General features: G+C 55.0%; 17 protein-coding genes. 10 read left to right on the forward strand and 7 right to left on the reverse strand.

Annotated features, from left to right (window positions below):
* Positions 1 to 41 precede the first annotated feature (41 nt).
* The 3 genes from polB to rluA all read left to right on the forward strand — a co-directional run bounded on the left by polB (position 42) and on the right by rluA (position 6105).
* Entirely contained in the window at positions 42 to 2399 is a 2358-nt protein-coding gene (gene polB / locus CKK19_RS16240; RefSeq protein WP_063163143.1) for a DNA polymerase II, read from the forward strand.
* A gap of 127 nt (positions 2400 to 2526) precedes the next feature.
* The gene (gene rapA, locus CKK19_RS16245) at positions 2527 to 5433 is read left to right on the forward strand and encodes an RNA polymerase-associated protein RapA (protein ID WP_063853334.1); all 2907 of its coding nucleotides are present in this window, start codon (positions 2527 to 2529) and stop codon (positions 5431 to 5433) included.
* A gap of 12 nt (positions 5434 to 5445) precedes the next feature.
* On the forward strand, positions 5446 to 6105 hold the full coding sequence (gene rluA, locus CKK19_RS16250; RefSeq protein ID WP_058677767.1) for a bifunctional tRNA pseudouridine(32) synthase/23S rRNA pseudouridine(746) synthase RluA: 660 nt from the start codon (positions 5446 to 5448) through the stop codon (positions 6103 to 6105).
* A 31-nt stretch (positions 6106 to 6136) separates the two neighbouring features.
* Here the strand turns inward: rluA and djlA are convergent, their stop codons facing one another.
* Positions 6137 to 6952 carry a co-chaperone DjlA gene (gene djlA / locus CKK19_RS16255; protein ID WP_023299305.1) on the reverse strand — a complete coding sequence of 272 codons (816 nt, stop codon included), beginning with the start codon at positions 6950 to 6952 and terminating at the stop codon, positions 6137 to 6139.
* Positions 6953 to 7191: 239 nt separating this feature from the next.
* Between djlA and lptD the strand changes: the two genes are divergently transcribed.
* Genes lptD through apaH form a run of 6 tightly spaced genes read left to right on the forward strand, consistent with a single transcriptional unit; the run spans position 7192 to position 13921 of the window.
* Positions 7192 to 9543 carry an LPS assembly protein LptD gene (gene lptD, locus CKK19_RS16260; protein WP_063853333.1) on the forward strand — a complete coding sequence of 784 codons (2352 nt, stop codon included), beginning with the start codon at positions 7192 to 7194 and terminating at the stop codon, positions 9541 to 9543.
* A gap of 53 nt (positions 9544 to 9596) precedes the next feature.
* Complete coding sequence (gene surA, locus CKK19_RS16265) at positions 9597 to 10883, forward strand: peptidylprolyl isomerase SurA (protein WP_003856417.1); 1287 nt, start codon at positions 9597 to 9599, stop codon at positions 10881 to 10883.
* Positions 10883 to 11869, forward strand: coding sequence for a 4-hydroxythreonine-4-phosphate dehydrogenase PdxA (gene pdxA / locus CKK19_RS16270; protein ID WP_063853332.1), 987 nt, complete (start codon positions 10883 to 10885; stop codon positions 11867 to 11869). The genes surA and pdxA overlap by 1 nt, the downstream gene beginning before the upstream one ends.
* Positions 11866 to 12687 carry a 16S rRNA (adenine(1518)-N(6)/adenine(1519)-N(6))-dimethyltransferase RsmA gene (rsmA, locus tag CKK19_RS16275; RefSeq protein ID WP_063853331.1) on the forward strand — a complete coding sequence of 274 codons (822 nt, stop codon included), beginning with the start codon at positions 11866 to 11868 and terminating at the stop codon, positions 12685 to 12687. The genes pdxA and rsmA overlap by 4 nt, the downstream gene beginning before the upstream one ends.
* Before the next feature lie 3 nt (positions 12688 to 12690).
* Complete coding sequence (gene apaG, locus CKK19_RS16280; protein WP_003856425.1) at positions 12691 to 13068, forward strand: Co2+/Mg2+ efflux protein ApaG; 378 nt, start codon at positions 12691 to 12693, stop codon at positions 13066 to 13068.
* 4 nt (positions 13069 to 13072) lie between these two features.
* Entirely contained in the window at positions 13073 to 13921 is an 849-nt protein-coding gene (gene apaH, locus CKK19_RS16285) for a bis(5'-nucleosyl)-tetraphosphatase (symmetrical) ApaH (protein ID WP_063853330.1), read from the forward strand.
* 39 nt (positions 13922 to 13960) lie between these two features.
* Here the strand turns inward: apaH and folA are convergent, their stop codons facing one another.
* The 3 genes from folA to kefF all read right to left on the reverse strand — a co-directional run bounded on the left by folA (position 13961) and on the right by kefF (position 16943).
* The gene (folA, locus tag CKK19_RS16290) at positions 13961 to 14440 is read right to left on the reverse strand and encodes a type 3 dihydrofolate reductase (RefSeq protein ID WP_003856431.1); all 480 of its coding nucleotides are present in this window, start codon (positions 14438 to 14440) and stop codon (positions 13961 to 13963) included.
* A gap of 114 nt (positions 14441 to 14554) precedes the next feature.
* Positions 14555 to 16420, reverse strand: coding sequence for a glutathione-regulated potassium-efflux system protein KefC (gene kefC, locus CKK19_RS16295; protein ID WP_063148752.1), 1866 nt, complete (start codon positions 16418 to 16420; stop codon positions 14555 to 14557).
* Complete coding sequence (gene kefF / locus CKK19_RS16300; RefSeq protein ID WP_023305423.1) at positions 16413 to 16943, reverse strand: glutathione-regulated potassium-efflux system oxidoreductase KefF; 531 nt, start codon at positions 16941 to 16943, stop codon at positions 16413 to 16415. The genes kefC and kefF overlap by 8 nt, the downstream gene beginning before the upstream one ends.
* 364 nt (positions 16944 to 17307) lie before the next feature.
* Here kefF and CKK19_RS16305 point away from each other — a divergent pair, with 364 nt between their 5' ends.
* Positions 17308 to 20331, forward strand: coding sequence for an autotransporter outer membrane beta-barrel domain-containing protein (locus tag CKK19_RS16305; RefSeq protein ID WP_409249202.1), 3024 nt, complete (start codon positions 17308 to 17310; stop codon positions 20329 to 20331).
* 49 nt (positions 20332 to 20380) lie between these two features.
* Here CKK19_RS16305 and CKK19_RS16310 read toward each other — a convergent pair whose 3' ends face one another.
* The 3 genes from CKK19_RS16310 to carA form a co-directional block, all read right to left on the reverse strand.
* A complete protein-coding gene (locus CKK19_RS16310) occupies positions 20381 to 20614 on the reverse strand; it encodes a YgdI/YgdR family lipoprotein (RefSeq protein ID WP_003856439.1) in 234 nt (77 codons plus the stop codon).
* A 182-nt stretch (positions 20615 to 20796) separates the two neighbouring features.
* On the reverse strand, positions 20797 to 24021 hold the full coding sequence (gene carB / locus CKK19_RS16315) for a carbamoyl-phosphate synthase large subunit (protein WP_063853328.1): 3225 nt from the start codon (positions 24019 to 24021) through the stop codon (positions 20797 to 20799).
* Positions 24022 to 24039: 18 nt separating this feature from the next.
* Entirely contained in the window at positions 24040 to 25188 is a 1149-nt protein-coding gene (gene carA, locus CKK19_RS16320; RefSeq protein ID WP_023299297.1) for a glutamine-hydrolyzing carbamoyl-phosphate synthase small subunit, read from the reverse strand.
* Positions 25189 to 25616 lie beyond the last annotated feature (428 nt).

Below are 25616 nucleotides of genomic sequence, written 5' to 3' on the forward strand. Positions count from 1 at the left end.
CAGGCTATAATCAGGCCTGGTTTGTTTTGTGGGATAGCGGCGTGGCACAGGCGCAAGAAGGCTTTTTACTGACCCGACACTGGCGGGATACCCCTCAGGGCACCGAGGTTGCGTTCTGGCTGGCGACGGATAACGGCCCGCTGCACGTTACCCTGCCGCCTCAGGAGTCCGTGGCGTTTATCCCTGAACACCACGTCGAGAAAGTAAAGCAGCTCCTGCGCGGTGAAAACGGCTGGCGCCTCACGCCTCTTGAGCTAAAAGATTTCCACCGCCAGCCGGTTTATGGCCTCTACTGCCGCGCCCATCGCCAGCTGATGCGCTATGAAAAATTGCTCCGCGAAGCGGGCGTGACGCTCTATGAAGCGGACATTCGCCCGCCGGAACGTTTTCTGATGGAGCGGTTTATCACCGCCCCCGTCTGGGTAGATGGCACCGCGCAAAACGGCAGGATCGTTAACGCGCGCCTGAAGCCTAATCCGCACTATCGCCCACCGCTGAAGTGGGTCTCGCTGGATATCGAAACCACCCGCCACGGTGAACTGTACTGCATCGGCCTGGAGGGCTGTGGGCAGCGGGTTGTCTATATGCTCGGGCCCCCGAACGGCGATGCGTCCGCGCTGGATTTTCATCTGGAATACGTTACCAGCCGACCACAGCTGCTGGAGAAGCTTAACCAGTGGTTTGCCGAGCACGACCCGGATGTATTGATCGGCTGGAACGTGGTGCAGTTTGACCTGCGCGTGTTGCAAAAACATGCCGAGCGGTACCGCATTCCCCTGACGTTAGGGCGCGGAAACACGGAGCTGGAGTGGCGTGAGCACGGTTTTAAGAACGGCGTATTCTTCGCACAGGCTAACGGTCGCCTGATTATCGACGGCATCGAGGCGCTGAAATCCGCCTTCTGGAACTTCTCTTCCTTCTCGCTGGAAGCGGTCGCCCAGGCGCTGCTCGGCGAAGGTAAATCCATCGACAATCCCTGGGACCGAATGGACGAGATCGACCGGCGCTTTAATGAGGATAAGCCAGCGCTCGCTACCTATAACCTGAAAGACTGTGAGCTGGTAACGCAGATTTTCCATAAAACCGAGATCATGCCCTTCCTGCTGGAACGCGCAACGGTAAACGGTCTCGCGGTCGACAGGCACGGCGGCTCGGTAGCGGCCTTCAGCCACCTCTATTTCCCGCGGATGCACCGGGCGGGCTATGTGGCCCCTAACCTCGGTGACGTGCCGCCGCAGGCCAGTCCCGGCGGTTACGTGATGGATTCACGGCCCGGGCTGTATGATTCGGTGCTGGTGCTGGATTATAAAAGTCTGTACCCGTCGATTATCCGCACGTTTCTGATTGATCCGGTAGGGCTGGTCGAGGGGATGGCGCAGCCAGACGATGCGCACAGCACCGAAGGTTTTCTTGGGGCACGCTTCTCGCGCGAAAAACACTGCCTGCCTGAGATCGTGGGAAACATCTGGCACGGCCGCGACGAGGCAAAACGCCACGGCAACAAGCCGCTCTCACAGGCGCTGAAAATCATTATGAACGCCTTTTATGGGGTGCTGGGCACCAGCGCCTGCCGCTTCTTTGATCCGCGTCTGGCGTCGTCCATCACCATGCGCGGGCACGACATTATGCGCCAGACCAAAGCGTTGATTGAATCCCGGGGTTATGACGTTATTTATGGCGACACCGATTCCACCTTTGTCTGGCTGAAATCGGCCCATTCAGAAGACGACGCCGCGCAAATCGGCAAAGAACTGGTCGCCTTCGTGAACGCCTGGTGGCGCGAAAGTTTGCAAAAAGAGCGGTTAACCAGTGCGTTAGAGCTGGAGTTTGAAACCCATTTTGCCCGCTTTTTAATGCCGACCATTCGCGGGACCGACCAGGGCAGCAAGAAGCGCTACGCCGGACTGATTCAGGAAGGCGACAAGCAGCGGATGGTGTTTAAAGGGCTGGAGACAGTGCGCACCGACTGGACGCCGCTGGCACAGCAGTTTCAGCAAACGCTTTATCTGCGGGTGTTCCGCAATGAGCCGTATCAGGACTACGTGCGCGAGACGATAGCCAGCCTGATGGCGGGCGAACTTGACGCGCAGCTGGTGTATCGCAAGCGCCTGCGCCGCCCGCTGGCGGAGTACCAGCGTAATGTTCCTCCGCACGTCCGCGCGGCGCGGCTGGCGGATGAAGAGAACGTTCGACGGGGCCGCGCGCCGCAGTATCAGAACCGGGGAACGATCAAATACGTCTGGACAACGAACGGACCAGAACCCATTGATTACCAGCAGTCTCCGCTCGATTACGATCACTACCTGACCCGCCAGCTTCAGCCTGTTGCGGAGGGAATTTTACCGTTCATCAACGACGACTTTGCTACACTAGTGACAGGACAACTTGGGCTATTTTGACGCGTGACGAAACCGTTGCCATCCAGTACCATAGCGCCCTTTCCATTCCCGGACCCATTTTTCGATGACCGTCTTTTTTGACGGGGTCGAACTATTGCCTGCAATTAAAGATTAGAGCCGAACAACTATGCCTTTTACACTTGGTCAACGCTGGATCAGCGATACAGAAAGCGAACTTGGATTAGGAACCGTCGTTGCCGTCGATGCGCGCATGGTTACCCTCCTTTTCCCTGCTACCGGTGAAAACCGCCTGTACGCTCGCAATGACTCCCCTGTTACCCGCGTAATGTTCAATCCGGGTGATACCGTGACCAGCCATGACGGCTGGCAACTGAAGGTTGAAGACGTAAAAGAAGAGAATGGACTGCTCGCCTACATCGGAACGCGTCTTGATACCGACGAGACAAATGTCATCCTGCGTGAAGTGCTGCTCGACAGCAAACTGGTGTTCAGCAAGCCGCAGGACCGTCTGTTTGCCGGGCAAATCGACCGAATGGATCGCTTCTCCCTGCGCTACCGCGCGCGTAAGTTCCAGAGTGAGCAGTACCGCATGCCGTGGAGCGGCCTGCGCGGTCAGCGTACCAGCCTTATTCCCCATCAGCTGAATATCGCCCATGACGTGGGCCGTCGCCATGCGCCTCGCGTGCTGCTGGCTGACGAAGTGGGCCTGGGTAAAACCATCGAAGCAGGCATGATCCTGCACCAGCAGCTGCTCTCTGGCGCTGCCGAGCGCGTGCTGATTGTGGTTCCAGAAACGCTGCAACATCAGTGGCTGGTTGAAATGCTGCGCCGCTTTAACCTGCGCTTCTCCCTGTTCGACGATGAGCGCTATGCCGAAGCCCAGCACGACGCGGACAACCCGTTTGAAACCGAACAGCTGGTCATTTGTTCCCTGGACTTCGTGCGCCGCAGCAAGCAGCGCCTGGAGCATCTGTGCGACGCTGAATGGGATCTGATGGTCGTCGACGAAGCGCACCACCTCGTCTGGAGCGAAGACGCGCCAAGCCGTGAATACATGGCGATTGAGCAGCTTGCCGAGCGCGTACCGGGCGTTCTGCTCCTGACCGCCACGCCGGAGCAGCTGGGTCTTGAGAGCCACTTCGCCCGTCTGCGTCTGCTCGATCCCAACCGTTTCCACGATTTTGAGCAGTTTGTTGAAGAGCAGAAAAACTACCGCCCGGTGGCGGACGCCGTCGCGCTGCTGCTGGCCGGTAATCGTCTCTCTAATGATGAGCTTAACACTCTCAGCGATCTGATTGGCGAGCAGGATATTGAGCCGCTGCTTCAGGCCGCGAACAGCGACAGCGATAATGCGGGATCCGCGCGTAAAGAGCTGATCGACATGCTGATGGATCGCCACGGTACCAGCCGCGTGCTGTTCCGTAACACCCGTAACGGCGTGAAAGGCTTCCCGAAACGCGAGCTGCACACCATCAAACTGCCGCTGCCGACCCAGTACCAGACGGCGATTAAAGTCTCCGGCATTATGGGCACCCGTAAATCTGCGGAAGATCGCGCGCGCGACATGCTCTACCCGGAGCAGATTTATCAGGAATTCGAAGGCGACACCGGCACCTGGTGGAACTTCGATCCGCGCGTGGAGTGGTTGATGGGCTACCTCACCGCTCACCGTTCCCAGAAAGTGCTGGTGATCTGCGCCAAAGCCGCTACCGCATTGCAGCTGGAGCAGGTTCTGCGTGAGCGCGAAGGCATTCGCGCCGCCGTGTTCCACGAAGGCATGTCCATAGTTGAGCGCGATCGTGCAGCAGCCTGGTTTGGTGAAGAGGACAGCGGCGCGCAGGTTCTGCTGTGCTCTGAAATCGGTTCTGAAGGCCGTAACTTCCAGTTCGCCAGCAATCTGGTGATGTTCGATCTGCCGTTTAACCCGGATCTGCTGGAGCAGCGTATCGGCCGTCTGGATCGTATCGGGCAGGCGCACGATATTCAGATCCACGTGCCGTATCTGGAGAAAACCGCCCAGTCGGTGCTGGTGCGCTGGTACCACGAAGGGCTGGACGCGTTTGAACACACCTGCCCGACCGGCCGCACCATTTACGATGAGGTCCATGGCGATCTGATCGGTTACCTGGCCGCGCCTGAAAATAGTGAGGGCTTTGATGAACTGATCAAATCCTGCCGTGAGAAGCACGACGCACTGAAAGCGCAGCTGGAGCAGGGTCGCGATCGCCTGCTGGAGATCCACTCCAACGGCGGTGAAAAAGCGCAGCAGCTGGCCGAAAGCATTGAAGAGCAGGACGACGACACCAGCCTGATCAGCTTCTCCATGAATCTGTTCGACATCGTCGGTATAAACCAGGACGATCGCGGCGAGAACATGATCGTGCTGACCCCGTCCGATCATATGCTGGTGCCGGATTTCCCGGGCCTGCCGGAAGACGGCTGCACTATCACCTTTGAGCGTGATGTGGCGCTGTCCCGCGAAGACGCACAGTTCATTACCTGGGAGCACCCGCTGATCCGCAACGGTCTGGATCTGATCCTCTCCGGCGATACCGGCAGCAGCACCATTTCCCTGTTGAAGAACAAAGCCTTGCCTGTGGGCACGCTGCTGGTGGAGCTGATCTACGTTGTGGAAGCGCAGGCGCCGAAACAGCTTCAGCTTAACCGCTTCCTCCCGCCAACGCCGGTGCGTCTGCTGCTGGATAAAAACGGTACGAATCTGGCCGGCCAGGTGGAGTTTGAAAGCTTCAACCGTCAGTTGAGCGCGGTGAACCGCCATACCGGCAGCAAGCTGGTGAATGCGGTGCAACAGGACGTGCATGCCATTCTGCAACTGGGTGAAACCCAGGCCGAAAAAGCGGCCAGAGTGCTGATTGATGCGGCGCGCAGCGAAGCCGATGAGAAGCTTTCTGCCGAGCTGTCGCGTCTGGAAGCGTTGAAAGCGGTGAACCCGAACATTCGTGACGATGAGCTGGCCGCAATTGAGAGCAACCGCCAGCAGGTGCTGGAAAGTCTGAATCAGGCCGGATGGCGTCTCGACGCCCTGCGTCTTATCGTTGTGACGCATCAGTAAGCGGAGCGCAAAATGGTAATGGAGCCCTACAATCCCCCGATGGATCCGTGGCTGGTCATTCTGTATCAGGACGAGCACATTATGGTGGTTAACAAGCCGAGCGGCCTGTTGTCCGTGCCGGGGCGTCTGGAAGAGCATAAAGACAGCGTGATGACGCGTATCCAGCGCGATTATCCCCAGGCCGAGTCTGTCCATCGTCTGGATATGGCGACCAGCGGCGTGATTGTGGTGGCTCTTAATAAGGCGGCAGAACGTGAGCTGAAGCGTCAGTTCCGCGAGCGCGAGCCGAAGAAGCAGTATGTCGCCCGCGTGTGGGGCCATCCGGCGCAGGCGGAAGGGCTGGTGGATTTACCGCTGATTTGCGACTGGCCGAACCGGCCAAAGCAGAAGGTGTGTTATGAAACCGGCAAGGCTGCGCAGACCGAGTATGAAGTGCTGGAGTACGCGCCGGATAATACCGCGCGCGTCCTGCTGAAGCCGATTACCGGGCGCTCCCATCAGCTGCGTGTGCATATGCTTGCGATGGGTCACCCGATTCTGGGTGACAGATTCTATGCGCCGCCGGAAGCGCTGGCGTTAGCGCCGCGCCTGCAACTGCATGCGCAGACGCTCACCATCACCCACCCTGCTTTCTGCAACGCCATGACGTTCAAAGCCCCGGTGGACTTCTGAAAAAATGGCCCGACACTGTCGGGCCATTTTTTTATTTAAAACCTTTCTGCTCTTTAATCAGCTCGTAGGCTTTCTGGATTTCCTGCGCTTTCTGTTTCGCCATCTCCATCATCTCAGGCGGCAGGCCTTTCGCCACCAGCTTATCCGGATGGTGCTCGCTCATCAGCTTACGATAGGCGCGTTTGATGGTCGTGACATCGTCAGAGGGCTTCACGCCGAGGACATTACAGGCATCTTCAAGCGTAGGGCCACGCTGCGCCTGCTGCCAGCCGCCACCGGACGATTGCTGTTGATAACCGCCGCCAAAGTGCGCGCCGCCCTGCATCATGCGCAGGAACTGATCGAACTGCATGCGGGAAATGCCCAGCTCTTCAGCAATTACATACAGGACGTCCCGTTCATTCGGATGCAGAGAGCCATCCGCGAAGGCGGCCTGGATTTGAATTTCCAGAAACATCCGAATTAAATCAAAGCGCCCGAAGCAGATGCTACGGAACTGCCGCATTTTTTCACGCAGCGGGTAGTTATCCGCTTTACCAATCCGGAATGCATTCTGCGCCGCGACGCGGGATTCGCCGTGCAGATTCATGCGATCCATAAAGACGCTGGCAACCTGAATATCGGCTTCCGTTACGCGCCCTTTTGATTTGGTTAAGTGCCCCATCACCTCGAAGGTGGTGGAGAAAAAGAGTGACTGGCGCTCGCGCTGGTTGGCAAACCAGGCCATTTTGCGGCTGCGTGCTTTATCAAACATATGGCCGATAATGAGGCCAAGAACAACACCCCAGAATCCGGCACCCATAATAATTGCGAACGCAACGCCGATTATTTTACCCCAATACTGCATATACTCCCCGAATGGTCATGTTCCTGGCCGACGCAACGCCATCATTACAGTGGTCGCGCCACGGTCAATTGAGGGACATCGCCTATAATTTGCATTATCATACTCGTCATTCGATAGCGAGCCTAACACTCTGGCGCGCAAACGGGCAGGATTAACGCTGGTACTGCGCTGATGAGTAAGATAGTCTCTGAGCGTTTGTAAGCCGTAGCCACTGATGACGGAACAATAAAATACAACGTATGAAAAAACGTATCCCCACCCTTCTGGCCACAATGATTGGCACCGCCCTGTATAGCCAACAGGGGCTCGCAGCCGATCTCGCCTCGCAGTGTATGCTTGGCGTCCCAAGTTACAATCGCCCACTGGTGAAAGGCGATACGAATGACTTACCCGTCACCATTAATGCCGACAGCGCAAAAGGTAATTATCCTGACAATGCAACCTTTACGGGCAATGTCGATATTAACCAGGGTAACAGCCGTCTGCTGGCTGACGAAGTGCAATTGCACCAGAAGCAGCCGGAAGGTGCTCAGGCGCCTGTCCGTACGGTGGATGCGCTGGGTAATGTGCACTATGACGACAATCAGGTCATCCTGAAAGGTCCGAAAGCCTGGTCGAATCTGAATACCAAAGACACCAACGTCTGGGAAGGTGATTATCAGATGGTCGGTCGTCAGGGGCGCGGTACCGCAGACCTGATGAAGCAGCGCGGCGAGAACCGCTACACTATTCTCGAAAACGGCTCGTTTACGTCCTGTTTGCCAGGGTCAAATACCTGGAGCGTTGTGGGCAGCGAAGTGATCCACGACCGTGAAGAACAGGTTGCGGAGATCTGGAACGCCCGTTTTAAACTCGGCCCGGTGCCCATTTTCTATAGTCCTTACCTGCAACTGCCTGTGGGTGACAAACGTCGTTCAGGCTTCCTGATCCCGAACGCCAAGTACAGCACGTCGAACTACTTTGAGTTCTACCTGCCGTACTACTGGAACATTGCGCCCAACATGGACGCCACGATCACGCCGCACTACATCCATAAGCGCGGTAACATCATGTGGGAGAACGAATTCCGCTATCTGACCAAAGCGGGCGCGGGTCTGATGGAGTTTGATTATCTGCCATCAGATAAGGTGTTCCAGGACGAACATCCGAGCGAAGGTGATAAGCACCGCTGGATGTACTACTGGCAGCACGCCGGGGTATTGGATCAGGTGTGGCGCTTCAACATCGACTACACCAAAGTCAGCGATCCGTATTACTTCAACGACTTCGACTCTAAATACGGGTCCAGTACCGACGGTTACGCCACGCAGAAATTCAGCGTGGGCTACGCCATTGAGAACTTTGACGCGACGGTGTCGACCAAGCAGTTCCAGGTATTTGATACGCAATCGCGTAGTACCTATGGTGCAGAGCCGCAGCTGGACGTGAACTGGTACCAGAACGATGTGGGTCCTTTCGACACGCACGTTTACGCTCAGGCGGTCCATTTCGTCAACACCAACTCGGATATGCCGGAATCAACGCGTCTGCATATCGAGCCGACGATCAATCTGCCGTGGTCAAACGACTGGGCGAGCCTGAATACCGAAGCCAAGCTGATGGCCACCCACTATCAGCAGAAAAATCTGGACTGGTATAACAAACGCTATGGCACCGATCTTGAAGAGTCGGTAAACCGTACGCTTCCGCAGTTCAAAATGGACGGGAAGCTGATTTTCGAACGTGACATGGCTCTTCTCGCGGATGGATACACCCAGACGCTTGAGCCACGTATGCAGTATCTGTACGTGCCTTATCGCGATCAGAGCAAAATTCAAAACTATGACTCGTCCTTCCTGCAATCAGACTACAGCGGCCTGTTCCGGGATCGTACCTACGGCGGCCTTGACCGTATTGCGTCTGCTAACCAGTTAACGACCGGCGTCACAACGCGCATTTATGATGATGCTGCCGTTGAACGTTTTAACGTTTCTGTTGGTCAAATCTACTATTTCACCGAGTCTCGTACCGGTGATGACGACATTAACTGGGAGAAAGACAACAAAACGGGCTCACTGGTATGGGCGGGCGACACCTACTGGCGTATGACGGATCGTTGGGGTCTGCGCGGTGGTGTTCAGTACGATACACGACTGGACAATATCGCGACGGGCAGCGCTGCCATCGAATATCGTCGTGATGAAGATCGCATGTTGCAGTTGACGTACCGTTACGCCAGCCCGGAGTATATCCAGGCGACATTGCCAAACTATGCGAATACAGACCAATACAAAGACGGTATTTCACAGGTGGGTACCGCCGCGAGCTGGCCTATCGCCGATCGTTGGTCAGTCGTCGGAGCCTACTACTATGACACGAATGCCCAAAAACCTGCTGACCAGATGCTGGGTCTGCAATATAACTCCTGCTGTTACGCAATACGTGTCGGTTACGAACGCAAACTTAACGGCTGGGATACGCAAAACAGTCAGGGCAAATACGATAACGTGATTGGCTTTAATATCGAGTTGCGCGGCCTGAGCTCTAACTACGGTCTGGGCACGCAGCAGATGCTGCGCTCGAACATTCTGCCGTATCGTAGTTCATTGTAATGTGCTTGATTTACAACGTAATCCGCTTTGCGGTTAATTGAAATGGAAAAAGTATGAAGAACTGGAAAACGCTGCTACTCGGTGTCGCTATGGTTGCGAATACCAGCTTCGCGGCCCCACAGGTTGTCGATAAAGTCGCGGCTGTGGTTAACAACGGCGTCGTGCTTGAAAGTGACGTTGACGGTTTGATGAAATCTGTAAAGCTCAACTCGGGCCAGGCAGGTCAACAACTTCCGGATGACGCTACGCTGCGCCACCAGATCCTGGAACGTCTGATCATGGATCAGATTGTCCTGCAAATGGGCCAGAAAATGGGTGTGAAGATCTCTGACGAGCAGCTCGATCAGGCGATCGCTAACATTGCAAAGCAGAACAACATTACCCCGGACCAGATGCGTAGCCGCCTGGCCTATGACGGCATCAGCTATGCCACCTACCGTAATCAGATCCGTAAAGAGATGCTGATTTCAGAAGTGCGTAACAATGAAGTCCGTCGCCGCGTCACCATCCTGCCTCAGGAAGTGGATGCCCTGGCGAAACAGGTGGGTAATCAGAATGATGCCAGCACTGAACTTAACCTGAGCCACATACTGATCCCACTGCCGGAAAACCCAACCTCCGATCAGGCGGCTGAGGCGGAAAGTCAGGCGCGCGCTATCGTTGAGCAGGCGCGTAATGGCGATGACTTCGGCAAACTGGCGATCACCTACTCTGCTGACCAGCAGGCGCTGAAAGGCGGCCAGATGGGCTGGGGCCGTATTCAGGAACTGCCATCCCTGTTTGCCCAGGCACTGAGCACGGCGAAGAAAGGCGACATCGTCGGTCCAATCCGTTCCGGTGTGGGCTTCCACATTCTGAAAGTGAACGACCTGCGCGGTCAGAGCCAGAACATTTCGGTTACCGAAGTGCATGCGCGCCATATCCTGCTCAAACCGTCTCCGATCATGACTGACGATCAGGCCCGTGCGAAGCTGGAACAGATCGCCGCAGACATCAAGAGCGGTAAAACCACCTTCGATAAAGCGGCAAAAGAGTTCTCTCAGGATCCTGGCTCTGCAAACCAAGGCGGTGACCTGGGTTGGGCGGCAGCGGATATTTACGATCCAGCTTTCCGCGATGCGTTAATGAAGCTGAATAAGGGTCAGATGAGCGCGCCAGTGCACTCCTCCTTCGGCTGGCATCTGATCCAGCTGATGGACACGCGCAACGTGGATAAAACCGACGCGGCGCAGAAAGATCGTGCGTATCGCATGCTGTTTAACCGTAAGTTCTCTGAAGAAGCCGCAACCTGGATGCAGGAACAACGCGCCAGCGCTTACGTGAAAGTGTTGAGCAACTAATGAAACCGCATCGTGTTGTGATCACTCCCGGCGAACCCGCCGGGATTGGGCCTGACCTTGTGGTTCAGCTCGCCCAGCGCAGCTGGCCGGTAGAGTTGGTTGTTTGCGCAGATGCAACACTGTTACAAGACCGGGCAGCCTTGCTCGGTCTGCCTTTAACGCTCCTCCCTTACGTTGAAAGCCAACAGCCCGCACCGCAGCAGGCTGGTACTCTCACCCTGCTTTCTGTTCCGCTCCGTGCACCTGTTGTCCCCGGTGAGTTACACATCGAAAACGGCCACTACGTTGTCGAGACGCTGGCGCGCGCCTGTGACGGTTGCCTTCAGGGCGAATTTGCAGCCCTGATCACCGGTCCGGTGCATAAAGGCGTAATCAACGACGCGGGCATTCCGTTTACCGGGCATACCGAATTTTTCGAAGAGCGTTCGCACAGCCCGAAAGTGGTGATGATGCTGGCAACCGAAGCAATGCGCGTTGCGCTGGTAACAACGCACCTGCCGATCAAAGCCATTCCGGATGCCATTACGCCTGAACTCCTGCGTGAGATCATTGGCATTTTGCATCACGATCTGCAAACCAAATTCGGTATTCCGCAGCCGCATGTGCTGGTTTGCGGCCTGAATCCGCACGCGGGTGAGGGCGGACATATGGGCACTGAAGAGATCGACACCATCATTCCGGTGCTTGAGGAGATGCGGGCGAAGGGGATGAACCTCAGCGGGCCACTGCCTGCCGACACTCTTTTCCAGCCCAAATACCTGGATAAAGCCGATGCCGTACTCGCGATGTACCACGATCAGGGTCTGCCCGTGCTAAAATACCAGGGATTTGGTCGCGGGGTGAATATCACCCTCGGCTTACCCTTTATTCGAACGTCCGTTGACCACGGTACTGCGCTGGATCTGGCAGGCCAGGGAAAAGCGGATGTCGGCAGTTTTATCACGGCGCTTAATCTCGCCATCAAAATGATTGTTAATACTCAATGACTAATCGAGTCCATCAGGGCCACTTAGCCCGTAAACGCTTCGGGCAAAACTTCCTCAACGATCAGTTTGTGATCGACAGTATCGTTTCTGCCATTAATCCGCAGAAAGGCCAGGCCATGGTCGAAATCGGCCCGGGTCTTGCCGCGCTGACCGAGCCGGTAGGCGAACGCCTTGACGAACTGACCGTTATCGAACTCGACCGCGATCTGGCCGCGCGTCTGCAAACGCACCCTTTCCTCGGGCCGAAGCTGACGATTTATCAGCAGGATGCGATGACCATGAACTTTGGCGAACTGTCACAAAAAATGGGACAGCCGCTGCGCGTGTTCGGTAACCTGCCGTACAACATCTCCACCCCGCTGATGTTCCATCTGTTTAGCTATACTGATGCCATTGCCGACATGCACTTCATGTTGCAAAAAGAGGTCGTTAACCGTCTGGTTGCAGGGCCGAACAGTAAAGCGTATGGTCGTTTAAGCGTGATGGCGCAATATTACTGCAACGTGATCCCGGTATTAGAAGTGCCGCCTTCCGCGTTCACGCCACCACCAAAAGTGGATTCTGCGGTTGTGCGCCTGGTGCCACATAAAACGATGCCGTATCCGGTCAAAGACCTGCGCGTGCTGAGCCGTATCACGACAGAAGCCTTTAACCAGCGCCGTAAAACGATTCGTAACAGCCTTGGCAATCTGTTTACCGTTGACGTGTTAGCTGAGTTGGGCATCGACCCGGCAATGCGTGCGGAAAATATTTCCGTAGAGCAGTACTGCAAGCTGGCTAATTACATCAGCGACAATGCGCCGCCGAAGGAGAGCTAAGCCATGATTGATTCGCCCCGCGTCTGTGTTCAGGTTCAAAGCGTCTACATTGAGTCCCAATCCACACCGGATGAAGAACGTTTTGTCTTTGCTTATACCGTAACCATTCGCAATCTGGGGCGGATGCCTGTGCAACTGCTCGGGCGCTACTGGCTTATCACCAACGGCAATGGCCGCGAAATTGAAGTCCAGGGTGAAGGTGTGGTCGGTGAACAACCCCATATCGCCCCTGGCGAAGAGTATCAGTACACCAGCGGTGCGGTCATTGAAACGCCACTGGGTACCATGCAAGGCCATTACGAAATGGTCGATGCCGACGGTAATGCTTTCCGCATTGCTATTCCTGTGTTCCGTCTCGCCGTACCTACACTTATTCATTAATCTAATGTCTACATATCTGATTGGCGACGTTCACGGTTGCTACGATGAACTGATCGCATTATTAAAACAGGTCGATTTCACTCCCGGGCAGGACACGCTCTGGCTTACAGGCGATTTAGTGGCGCGCGGCCCTGGCTCCCTTGACGTCCTGCGTTACGTCAAATCTCTGGGCGACAGCGTGCGGCTGGTACTGGGCAACCACGATCTGCATCTGCTGGCCGTATACGCCGGGATCAGCCGTAATAAGCCGAAAGATCGCATTATCCCCCTGCTGGAAGCACCGGATGCCGATGAGTTGCTCAACTGGCTGCGTCGCCAGCCACTGCTACAGATTGACGAAGAGAAAAAGCTGGTGATGGCTCATGCCGGCATCACGCCTCAGTGGGATCTTGAGACGGCAAAAACCTGCGCGCGCGACGCCGAAGCGGTGCTGGCGAGCGACTCCTACCCGTTCTTCCTCGATGCGATGTACGGCGACATGCCGAATAACTGGAGTGATGACCTCAGCGGCCTGGCGCGACTACGTTTTATCACCAATGCTTTTACGCGGATGCGCTACTGCTTCCCGAACGGGCAGCTGGATATGTATTGCAAAGATACGCCGGAAAATGCCCCTGCGCCGCTTAAGCCATGGTTTGCGATTCCGGGCCCCGTGACAAACGAATATAGCGTGGTATTTGGGCACTGGGCATCACTGGAAGGAAAAGGCACCCCGGAAAATATCTATGCGCTGGATACCGGATGCTGCTGGGGCGGGGATTTAACCTGCTTACGCTGGGAAGATAAAACCTACTTTGTCCAGCCATCCAACCGACAGCTGGATTTAGGCGAGGGAGAGGCGGTCGCCTCCTGAAGATGTTTATCCTCTCCCTTTGGGGAGAGGATAAAAACGTTAACGACGTTCCAGAATTTCGAAGCAGTAGCTGTGCGAGTTCTGCGCATCCGCATCGTGAAACTCACTGAATACGGACTCCCACTCGTCCGGATCGTAATCCGGAAAATGGGTATCCCCTTCCACTTCCGCATCAATGTGCGTCAGATACAGTTTCTGCGCTTTTGGCAGGAACTGCTCATACACGCGACCACCACCGATCACCATGATCTCTTCGGCATCGCCGCAGGCGGCAATCGCTTCATCAACGGATTTCACCCACTGCACGCGATCGTCAGTGCCCGGCTGGCTACTGATCACAATATTCTTACGACCCGGCAATGGACGACCAATCGACTCCCAGGTCAGGCGGCCCATCACTACCGGCTTGTTTAACGTAGTACGTTTAAACCATGCGAGATCGGCAGGCAGGTTCCACGGCATGGCGTTTTCCATGCCGATAACGCGGTCTACCGCCAGCGCTGCAATCAGACTGATCATTGAAAATTTCCCGGATGCAAAAAATTGCCGCCACTATACGGAAAGCTTAATCTTTCGTCGACTGGCGGCAGGGTAAAGAATTAGAAATTTTTTAATATTGCTGGCAACTCCACTTCACGCAGAGGGTTTACTCTCCGGTTCATCCGCAGGATCGCCGGTATGCTTGCCCTCTTCCGTCCCTTGCCAGCCGTGGCGCTGAACCAGCGACAGGTGATTACGATCCTCGTTGATGATTTCCGTCAGCATGGTGCTGGTGCGTTTAAACACCGCTGCGCGTTCGGTTGCCGTACTGCTCGCCATCGCCACCATCTCTTCCACCATATCATGGTTAAAGCGGCGGAACAGATCGGCACGTTCACGCGCTTCATACGCACCAAGCCCCAGACTTTCCAGCGCCATGCGGCCAGATTTGAGCGCCCCTTCGAAGGTTTCACGTTCAGGGGCTGCCACCCCCGCCTGACGCAGCTGGATGTAGTGATCCACATCGCGCGCACGTGAGATAATGGTCAGATGCGGAAAATGCTCTTTAACCAGCTCAACCATCTGCATGCTGGTCTCAGGATCGTCGATGGCGTTAATCAGCACCTCGGCTTTCGCCGCCCCGGCGGATTCCAGCAGGTCCGCCCGGGTCGCATCACCGTAAAACACTTTCATATCGAATTTACGCAGCGTATCAACATGGTCAGGATCGTGATCGAGGATAACCATTTTCACACCGCTGGAGAGCAGTAAACGGCCTGCGATCTGCCCGAAGCGGCCAAATCCGGCGATGATCACGCGCGGCTGCTCCTCGTCGATCTCATCGGCTTCTCGCTCCTGTTCGCTTCCCGTTTTTTCCAGACGCGTCAGCAGCACCAGCAGAATTGGCGTTGCGGCCATCGACAGCGCGACCGCCAGCGTCAGCGCTTTTGCCCATTCCGGATCGAGTACATTTGCCATTTGCGCTGCGCCAAAGACCACGAAAGCAAACTCACTCCCCTGCCCCAGCAGCACGGCAAACCAACGGCGTTGCGGTTTTGGCACGTTTAACGGTCGGGCAATCAGCCACAGCATCGCCATTTTAATGACCAGGAAACCCACCAGCAGAATGATGATGCGCAGCGGGTGGGTTACCAGCGTCCCGAAGTCGATAGACATCCCGACGCCGATGAAAAACAGCCCAAGCAGCAATCCTTTAAACGGCTCGATATCGCTTTCCAGCGCGTGACGATATTCGGAGCTTGCCAGTAAGACCCCTGCGAGGAAAGCGCCCATCGCCATCGACAGCCCAGCCTCTTCAAGCAGCAATCCAAAACCAAACACCAGGAATAACGCAACGGCGCTGAATACTTCGCGCAGGCCAGAGCGAGCCACAAAGCGCAGCAACGGACGCGTTACGTAGCGCCCCAGAAGAATTACCAGCGCCAGCGCACCGACAACCTTCAGCGCAGATAAGGCAAATGCCCCCAGCGTCGTTGATGCGCCGCTGGTTGCCAGCAGCGGGATCATCGCTACCAGCGGGATGGCGGCAATATCCTGGAACAGCAGTACGGAGAAGGTGCTGCGCCCCATTTGCGAGACCGTCAGGTTACGTTCGTTCATTGCCTGCATGGCAATCGCCGTCGAGGAGAGCGCCAGCGTCATGCCAATCAGCTCTGCGACTTTCCACTCCATCCCCAGCAAAATGCAGAACCCGCCCAACAGCAGACCGCAGGCCAGCATTTGCAAAGCGCCACCGCCAAACACCGAGGCGCGCAGTTTCCACAGCCGCTGCGGATCCAATTCCAGGCCAATCACAAACAGCATCAGCACCACGCCGATTTCCGCAAAATGCAGGATTGACTCGGCATCCGTCACCAGCCGAAAGCCCCAGGGGCCAATCACACACCCGGCAATCAGATAGCCGAGCACCGAGCCCAGCCCCAGACGGACCGCCACGGGCACAATTAATGCCGCCGCGCCGAGGTAAATCAGCGCCTGTATCATCGTATGGCTATCCATTGTGCCCCTCCTGCCACTCGAGTAAGCGTTGTTTGTAGTGACGAGCCTGCGCCTGCAAGGTTTCATCGTCGCAGACAAAGGTACAGTGCATTGCAAAAGGCGGAAGCCAGTTCAGGCCACAGTAAAGGGCGGTAGCCTGGAGCGGCTGCGCCAGCACGTCAAATCCGGGGAAAGCGCCAATCTCAAAGTGGCTTTCACCCCCACCGGTGGTTACAGCCCACATCAGGCTTTTTCCCTGAAGCGCTTTGCCGTTGTGTCCGTATGCCCAACCGTGCGACAAGACTTTATCGATCCACAATTTCAGCAGCGGAGGTGTGCTGTACCACTGCATCGGATGCTGCCAGACGATCAGATCGGCACGAGAGAGCGCCTCCTGTTCGGCGGCGACATCGATACTGAAATCAGGATAGAGTTGATAGAGGGAACGTATCTCAACGTTTTCGAGCGTCCTTGCCTGCTCAAGCATCCGTTTATTCGCATGCGAATGTTGCGGATAGGGATGCGCATAAATTATCAGAACCATGAATATGCCTGTCTTTTACTTTTCTTGTAGCATTGAGTGTAGACAGTTACCACCCCGACTTAAAGGGGCTATCTAACGGTTAAAAGTAAAACGCAAGTATTGGCAACCCATCCCACCTTACCAGCGACAGTGGCGCTAAACACGAAGAGCGATACGCGAGACAAATTCATCCTACAAAATAGTTATGGCCATTCATATTATCAACAGATATTTTTAGCGAAACTTAAGTCATTATTTAATAAATCAACCTGTACATAACCTATTGAAAAAATAATAATTTTATGCTTTTTTTTGTTTTAAGCTCACGCTTTAAGACGGACTAAATACGTTTTACGCACGTTATCTAATGTTCCTTCTCACTCAAATGGATGTGTACATGAGCAACAATTTTTTTAGATTAAATCATACAACCAAAACTCTTGGAAAGATATTTCCTGCCTTGTTGATATGCACCCCTGCGGTTGCGTTTTCTGCAACGATTGACCAATCAACTTCTGTTCCTCAAGATTTCTCAGCCGATGCTGAATATATTATTAATAAAAACGTGACGATCTCCTCCGCTGGTAGTGAAGCGGCGGTATCGGTCTCTGGGTTTACTCTCACCAATGTCACTAACGAAGGGAATATTTCTGGCACGGGAAATGGCCTGAATATAAATACTGGTGTACAGCGCATTGTAATTAATAACGACATCGGCGCAACCATTTCCTCCACCACCGCGAATGCGGTGAATATTCAGTCACTACTCGGTGATTTTAATAACAGTGGAAACATTACTGGCTCGGAAAATGGCATTTTTGTCAGTGAAAACTCCTCCGCATTAAATATTACCAATACCAGCACCGGAACGATAAAAGGAAAAACAGGTCTTAGTACTCAGGTTGGCATTGGCATTAATAACAGTGGCGAAATTATCGGTACAAACGGTGATGCTATTACGGCAAATGATGGCAACACTAAGATTTTTAACAGTGCCACTGTGCAGGGAACCCAGTACGGAATCAATGTAAAAGATACAGCAAAATTAGATATCAAAAATAGCGGAACGATTAGTGGTGAAACAAACGCTATTATGTTTGCCAGCGATAAAAATAACACGCTACTGCTCGACACTGGCTCCAACCTCATCGGTGACGTAATATCCACAAATTCCAGAGGAAATACCCTGACGTTGATCGGCACCGGTACGGAAGACAGTAACTTCGTGGGTCTGAATGAAGGCGACGGTTTTGCCAGCGTAAAAATGGAGGGTGAAAGCTGGGCACTGTCGGGCGATCTCGACATTATTGGCTCTGGCGACTCCTTGCTGATAGAGACTGGCGCGTTAACCCTGTCGGGTGCGGTATCGAATACCGGTAATACGCGGGTGGCCAAAGACGCCTCGCTGCAACTGGGCGATGGCGAAAAAACTGCGACGCTCAGCGGTGGGCTCACCAACAATGGTACCGTCATTTTTAATCAGGTTAGCGATTTCACTTTCGCCACCGACATGACCGGTAGCGGTAACGTCGAAAAAGTTGATTCCAACACGCTGACCCTGACAGGCAAAAATAGCTATACAGGGAATACGGTTCTGCACGGTGGCACCACGCTTATCTCCACCGGAGCAACGCTCGGCGTCAAGGGCAGTAACGCCACCGTTACCGTTGAAAACGGTGCGACCTTTGCCACCGCAGGCGAAGTGAACAACAACATCGCGATTCTTAGCGGCGGTACGCTGGCGGCATGGAATGCAGTCCAGGGTAATTCCACGCTCAGCGCTTCCGGTGTTGATACCATCAACGGCAACGTGGCTAATGGCGGCACGCTGTTGCTGAGTGCGGCTGATAATAGCGTTGGCAATAATTTTACGATTAATGGCGACTACACCGGCTCTGACGGTAGCCAGATTGTGATGAACAGCACTCTGGGTGAAGATAACTCACCAACTGACCACCTCACCATTACGGGCAGCAGCTTCGGTCAGTCCGGCGTCAGCATTACCAACATTGGCGGCGCAGGCGCGCAAACCATTAACGGTATGGAAATTGTCAGCATTGGCGGCAGTTCCGAAGCCCAGCTGACGCTGGCAAAACCGGTCGTCGCAGGCGCCTGGGAATATAACCTCTACCAGCACAGTGACGGAAACTGGTATCTGGAATCAAAGGCGACGCCTTCTGATGATCCTTCCGACGACACCGATGACGGTGGCAATAATGATGACGGCGGTAACACCGACGGCGGTGGCAACACCGATAATGGTGGTAACACCGATGACGGTGGTAACACAGATGACGGTGGTAACGCCGATGATGGTGGTAACACCGACAACGGCGGCAACACTGACAACGGCGGCAACACCGATAACGGCGGCAACACTGACAACGGTGGCAACACCGATAACGGCGGCAACACTGACAACGGCGGCAACACCGATAACGGCGGCAACACCGATAACGGCGGTAACAGTGCCCCGGAAGTTATGGCACCTGAAGTGGGTGCTTACTTAGGTAACTACCTTGCCGCGCAGAGCATGTTCCTGCATAAGCGCGACGATCGCGACCAGCTCACTTTCCGCAATGAAGACGATCTGAACACCTGGATGTACGTTAAGGGTCGCTATCATGAGAACGATGCGGGTGGCGATAAAGTCAGCTACGACACCACCACCACCGTTCTGCAAGTCGGCAGCGATTTCATGAGCAAGCCAATGGATAACGGCATCCTGCGTGCCGGTGGTATGTTCGGTGCAGGCCAGGCGAAGACCCATTCTGATGCGAAGCACAACGTGCGTGACGCACAGGGTAAGGTTGATGGCTTTAATGTTGGGCTGTACGCCACCTGGCAGGAAGATCAGAAATTACGTCTGGGCAGCTACGTTGATACCTGGGCCGCTTATAGCTGGTACAACAACAAAGTCACCAGCAATCGTAACGATGAAGATTACGATAGCGAAGGTTTCGCCGCGTCTGTTGAAGTCGGCCACGCGTGGGTTATCCAGTCTGAAAATGAACGTACATGGAAGATCGAGCCACAGGCGCAGGTGATCTACAGCTATCTCGATCAGGAAAATCACACCGATCGCGACGGCGTACGCGTAACCACGCTGGATAATGACAGCGTCTTTGGTCGTCTTGGCGTTAAAGCAAGCTACTTCCAGCAGAAGGACGTCAAGGCCTGGCAGCCATACGTCGCAGTTAACTGGTTGAAAGGTGCTGGTCAAAACGATCTGGCATTCAATGACGAAACCGTCAGCAACGATACGCCAGAAGATCGTGGTCAGTTAGAGCTGGGCGTAACCGGTAACCTGAACGAAACCACAACGATCTCCCTGCGTGCCAGCGGTGAGTGGGGTGAAAACAGCTATGCCGCTTACGGCGGTCATATTTTGTTAAACCATCGCTGGTAATCGATCATTCTGACGCAAAAAAAGCAGTGGCATGTGCCACTGCTTTTTTTTAGTTATCCAGCTCACCCATTGATTTAACCTGGTCACGGTTAATTTGTTCAGTTTGACCGGTTTCGGCGTTTTTGTACGATACCAGACCGGTATCGTCATCCACCTGCGGTTTCCCGTCAGTAACGATAGTTTTACCATCGGTGGTTTTTACGGCCTGATTTGACGAACAGCCCGCCACGGTGAACATTGCAGTGGCAGCCAGAACGGAAGCGATCAGTAGTTTATTTTGCATGTTGTTTTCCCCTGCTCTCAGTTGAATTTTCGTTATCGACCTAACCATTTTAGGCTAACTGACTGAAAGCGGATGAAAAACCAGAAGGTTCTTAAGATGGGTAAAGAAAACCGTAGGGCGGGTAAGCGAAGCGCCACCCGCCACTTGCCCGGCGGCGCTAACGCTTGCCGGGCCTACGCAGATTACTTGCTAATCTGAGCGTGCATTTCCTGCACCGAAATCACCTTCTCGGTGGCATCCGCATTCAGCGCCATGGCCGTCGCGAAACCGCCGTTCAGGGTGGTGTCGTAATGCACTTTATACTGGAGCGCGCTGCGGCGAATCAGCTTGGAGTCTTCAATCGCCTGGCGACCTGCGGTGGTGTTGATGATGTAGGTGTACTCACCATTCTTGATACGGTCCTGAATGTGCGGACGACCTTCATGCACCTTGTTCACCAGACGCGGGTTGATCCCAGCTTCACCCAGCACAATTGCCGTGCCGTGGGTTGCATCCAGCTCGAAGCCCTGTTTAAGCAGCTTGGCGGCCAGGTCAACCACGCGCTCTTTATCGCCTTCGCGAACGGAGAGCAGCGCACGGCCCGATTTTCTCATGGTGGAGCTGCTGCCCAGCTGTGCCTTGGCAAACGCTTCTGCGAAGGTGCGGCCCACGCCCATCACTTCCCCGGTAGAGCGCATCTCTGGCCCTAACAGTGGGTCAACGCCCGGGAATTTGTTGAACGGCAGCACCACCTCTTTCACCGAGTAGTACGGCGGGATGATTTCTTTCGTGACGCCCTGCTGAGTCAGCGTCTGGCCAGCCATCACGCGCGCCGCCACTTTCGCCAGCGGAATACCGGTCGCTTTAGAGACGAACGGTACGGTACGTGCCGCACGCGGGTTGACTTCAATCAGATAAACTTCGTTGTCTTTCACTGCGAACTGAACGTTCATCAGGCCGCGAACCTGCAACTCGAAGGCCAGCTTCTGCACCTGCTGACGCATCACATCCTGAATCTCCTGGCTCAGGGTGTACGCAGGAAGAGAACATGCGGAGTCACCGGAGTGCACGCCAGCCTGCTCGATGTGCTCCATGATGCCGCCAATCAGCACCATTTCGCCGTCGCAGATAGCGTCAACGTCGACTTCAACCGCGTCGTCGAGGAAGCAGTCGAGCAGCACTGGCGCATCGTTGGAAACGCTCACCGCCGTCTGGAAGTAGCGACGCAGGTCGGCTTCGTCATAGACGATTTCCATCGCACGGCCGCCCAGTACGTAGGATGGACGCACCACCAGCGGGTAACCAATCTCTTTCGCTTTCTCAACGGCCATTTCAATCGCGGTCACGGTGGCGTTCGCCGGCTGTTTCAGCTTGAGACGATCAACTGCCTGCTGGAAACGCTCGCGGTCTTCCGCACGGTCAATCGCGTCCGGGCTGGTGCCGATGACCGGCACACCTGCTGCTTCCAGCGCACGCGCCAGCTTCAGCGGAGTCTGGCCGCCATACTGCACGATCACGCCTTTCGGCTTCTCGATGCGCACGATTTCAAGCACGTCTTCCAGCGTAACCGGCTCGAAGTAGAGGCGGTCGGAAGTGTCGTAGTCGGTCGAGACGGTTTCCGGGTTACAGTTGACCATGATGGTCTCGTAACCGTCTTCGCGCAGCGCCAGCGAGGCATGCACGCAGCAGTAGTCGAACTCAATGCCCTGGCCGATACGGTTTGGACCGCCGCCCAGCACCATAATCTTGTCGCGGTCGACGGACGGGTTCGCCTCGCACTCATCTTCATAGGTGGAGTACATGTACGCGGTATCGGTCGAGAACTCTGCCGCACAGGTATCCACGCGCTTGTAAACCGGGTGCAGGTCATACTGGTCGCGCAGCTTGCGGATCTCCGCTTCACGTACGCCCGCCAGTTTAGCCAGACGCGCATCGGCGAAGCCTTTACGCTTCAGCATGCGCAGGAAGTCTGCGTCAAGGCCGTTGATGCCCAGCTCTGCCACTTTCTCTTCCAGACGCACCAGCTCTTCAATCTGCACCAGGAACCAGCGGTCGATGTTAGTCAGGTTAAATACGCCGTCGACGGAGAGGCCCGCACGGAAGGCATCGGCGATGTACCAGATACGCTCTGCGCCCGCGTCTTTCAGCTCGCGGCGGATTTTGGTCAGTGCTTCCGGGTCGTCCAGGCTGACTTTCGGGTCAAAGCCGGTCGCGCCCACTTCCAGGCCACGCAGCGCTTTTTGCAGGGATTCCTGCTGCGTGCGGCCAATCGCCATGACTTCACCAACGGATTTCATCTGGGTAGTCAGACGGTCGTTCGCGCCGGCGAATTTCTCGAAGTTAAAGCGAGGAATTTTGGTCACAACGTAGTCGATGGACGGTTCGAAGGACGCTGGCGTGCGGCCACCGGTGATGTCGTTCATCAGCTCGTCAAGGGTGTAACCCACCGCCAGTTTCGCCGCCACTTTCGCAATCGGGAAGCCGGTGGCTTTGGAGGCCAGCGCGGAGGAACGGGACACGCGCGGGTTCATTTCGATAACAATCAGACGGCCGGTTTTCGGGTTCACCGAGAACTGCACGTTCGAGCCGCCGGTTTCCACGCCGATTTCACGCAGTACCGCCATCGAGGCGTTACGCATGATTTGGTACTCTTTGTCGGTCAGCGTCTGAGCTGGCGCAACGGTGATGGAGTCGCCGGTGTGGATCCCCATCGCATCGAAGTTTTCGATGGAGCAGACGATGATGCAGTTGTCGTTTTTATCACGCACCACTTCCATCTCGTACTCTTTCCAGCCAATCAGCGATTCATCAATCAGCAGCTCTTTGGTTGGGGAGAGATCCAGACCGCGTTCGCAAATCTCTTCGAACTCTTCGCGGTTGTAGGCGATACCGCCGCCGGTGCCGCCCATGGTGAATGATGGACGGATGATGCACGGATAGCCCACGTCAGCCGCGACGGCCAGCGCTTCTTCCATGTTGTGTGCGATACCGGAACGCGCGGTGTCGAGGCCAATTTTTTTCATTGCTACGTCGAAGCGACGACGGTCTTCTGCTTTATCAATCGCGTCGGCGGTTGCACCAATCATGGTCACGCCGAACTCTTCCAGCACGCCCTGACGCTCCAGCTCCAGTGCACAGTTCAGCGCCGTCTGGCCGCCCATGGTCGGCAGCACCGCATCCGGACGCTCTTTCTCGATAATTTTGCGTACCACTTCCCAGTGAATTGGCTCGATGTAGGTCGCATCTGCCATTTCCGGGTCGGTCATGATGGTGGCCGGGTTAGAGTTGACCAGGATGACGCGGTAACCCTCTTCGCGCAGGGCTTTACACGCCTGCGCGCCGGAGTAGTCAAATTCGCAGGCCTGGCCGATCACGATCGGGCCAGCGCCAAGGATCAGGATGCTTTTTATGTCTGTACGTTTTGGCATGGTCTTCTCAGCTCCTGATTATTTAGCAGTCTTACGGTATTGCTCGATAAGTTCGATGAAGTGATCGAACAGCGGCGCGGCATCGTGTGGGCCCGGGCTGGCTTCAGGGTGGCCCTGGAAGCTGAACGCAGGCTTATCGGTGCGATGGATACCCTGCAAGGTACCATCGAACAGTGACTTATGCGTCACGCGCAGGTTAGCTGGCATCGTCGCTTCATCCACAGCGAAGCCGTGGTTCTGCGCGGTGATCATTACCGTGTTGTTGTCGATATCTTTCACCGGGTGGTTACCACCATGGTGGCCGAACTTCATCTTGACGGTGTTCGCTCCGCTCGCCAGCGCCAGCAGCTGATGGCCGAGACAGATGCCGAATACCGGGATATCGGTTTCAAGGAAGGACTTAATGGCGTCGATAGCGTAGTCACACGGCGCCGGGTCGCCAGGACCGTTAGAGAGGAAGATGCCGTCCGGGTTCATCTTCAGAACATCTTCCGCAGACGTTTGTGCCGGGACGACCGTCAGGCGGCAGCCACGGTCAACCAGCATACGCAGGATGTTGCGCTTGGCACCAAAATCGTAGGCCACCACGTGGAACGGCAGCTCGCTTTCCGGTTTCGCTTCCGGCAGGTCACCTTCCAGCGTCCAGCTTCCCTGCGTCCAGCTGTAGGCTTCTGTGGTAGTCACTTCTTTCGCCAGGTCCATCCCGTTCAGGCCTGGGAAGGCTTTCGCTTTTTCCAGCGCCAGCGCCGCATCGAGGTTGTCCCCTGCGATGATGCAGCCATTTTGTGCACCCTTCTCGCGCAGCAGACGCGTCAGCTTACGGGTATCAATATCGGCAATCGCCACAATGTTATGGCGCTTCAGGTAAGAAGAGAGGTCTTCGGTGTTGCGGAAGTTGCTGGCAATCAGCGGCAGGTCGCGAATGACCAGGCCTTGTGCATGTACCTGAGAGGATTCTTCGTCAGCCGCATTGGTGCCGACATTGCCGATATGAGGATAAGTAAGAGTAACGATTTGGCGAGAATAGGAAGGATCAGTGAGGATTTCTTGATAACCGGTCATTGAAGTATTGAAAACGACTTCCCCAACCGCCGAACCCGTTGCCCCTATGGCCCGACCGATAAACTGGGTTCCGTCTTCCAGAACCAATAGCGCTGACTTAATCAAAACACCCTCCAGAGAATATTCACTCACTTTATTTGCATATTAATTCATAACCATGTCATGGATCAATGCAAATGTGTTGCCAGCGGATTTTTGGCAAACGGCGGCATTCTGGGGATTTGCCATGTAAAAGTCAACTTAAAACGGGGATTTTGTTTATTCTTTTGCAGGCCTGATGGCTTGATTTCAAATTAAGCGGCAAAAAGATCAACTAAATCACTGTGGAAACCGCTTGCGCAGGCAGTTTAAAAAAAACAATCGTCTTGCGGGAATAAAAAGTGGACCAGATGGTCAAAATTTACAGTGCAGCAACATAAAATAGCATGAAAACACTTACTTTAAATGAGTTAAATGCAATAACCCTTTGAAATAGACAAAATAAAAGGGCAATAAAATATTGCCCTATGCAATCAAACAGTTACGACTGCAAT

The organism is Enterobacter sp. CCUG 70166 (assembly GCF_020224095.1).
Classification (GTDB): Bacteria; Pseudomonadota; Gammaproteobacteria; order Enterobacterales; family Enterobacteriaceae; genus Enterobacter; species Enterobacter intestinihominis.

Coding starts and splice junctions, on each gene's coding strand:
- rapA (WP_063853334.1), top strand. CDS start 2,527: ATGCCTTTTACACTTGGTCAACGCTGGATCAGCGATACAGAAAGCGAA.
- rluA (WP_058677767.1), top strand. CDS start 5,446: ATGGTAATGGAGCCCTACAATCCCCCGATGGATCCGTGGCTGGTCATT.
- djlA (WP_023299305.1), bottom strand. CDS start 6,952: ATGCAGTATTGGGGTAAAATAATCGGCGTTGCGTTCGCAATTATTATG.
- lptD (WP_063853333.1), top strand. CDS start 7,192: ATGAAAAAACGTATCCCCACCCTTCTGGCCACAATGATTGGCACCGCC.
- surA (WP_003856417.1), top strand. CDS start 9,597: ATGAAGAACTGGAAAACGCTGCTACTCGGTGTCGCTATGGTTGCGAAT.
- pdxA (WP_063853332.1), top strand. CDS start 10,883: ATGAAACCGCATCGTGTTGTGATCACTCCCGGCGAACCCGCCGGGATT.
- rsmA (WP_063853331.1), top strand. CDS start 11,866: ATGACTAATCGAGTCCATCAGGGCCACTTAGCCCGTAAACGCTTCGGG.
- apaG (WP_003856425.1), top strand. CDS start 12,691: ATGATTGATTCGCCCCGCGTCTGTGTTCAGGTTCAAAGCGTCTACATT.
- apaH (WP_063853330.1), top strand. CDS start 13,073: ATGTCTACATATCTGATTGGCGACGTTCACGGTTGCTACGATGAACTG.
- folA (WP_003856431.1), bottom strand. CDS start 14,440: ATGATCAGTCTGATTGCAGCGCTGGCGGTAGACCGCGTTATCGGCATG.
- kefC (WP_063148752.1), bottom strand. CDS start 16,420: ATGGATAGCCATACGATGATACAGGCGCTGATTTACCTCGGCGCGGCG.
- kefF (WP_023305423.1), bottom strand. CDS start 16,943: ATGGTTCTGATAATTTATGCGCATCCCTATCCGCAACATTCGCATGCG.
- CKK19_RS16305 (WP_409249202.1), top strand. CDS start 17,308: ATGGATGTGTACATGAGCAACAATTTTTTTAGATTAAATCATACAACC.
- CKK19_RS16310 (WP_003856439.1), bottom strand. CDS start 20,614: ATGCAAAATAAACTACTGATCGCTTCCGTTCTGGCTGCCACTGCAATG.
- carB (WP_063853328.1), bottom strand. CDS start 24,021: ATGCCAAAACGTACAGACATAAAAAGCATCCTGATCCTTGGCGCTGGC.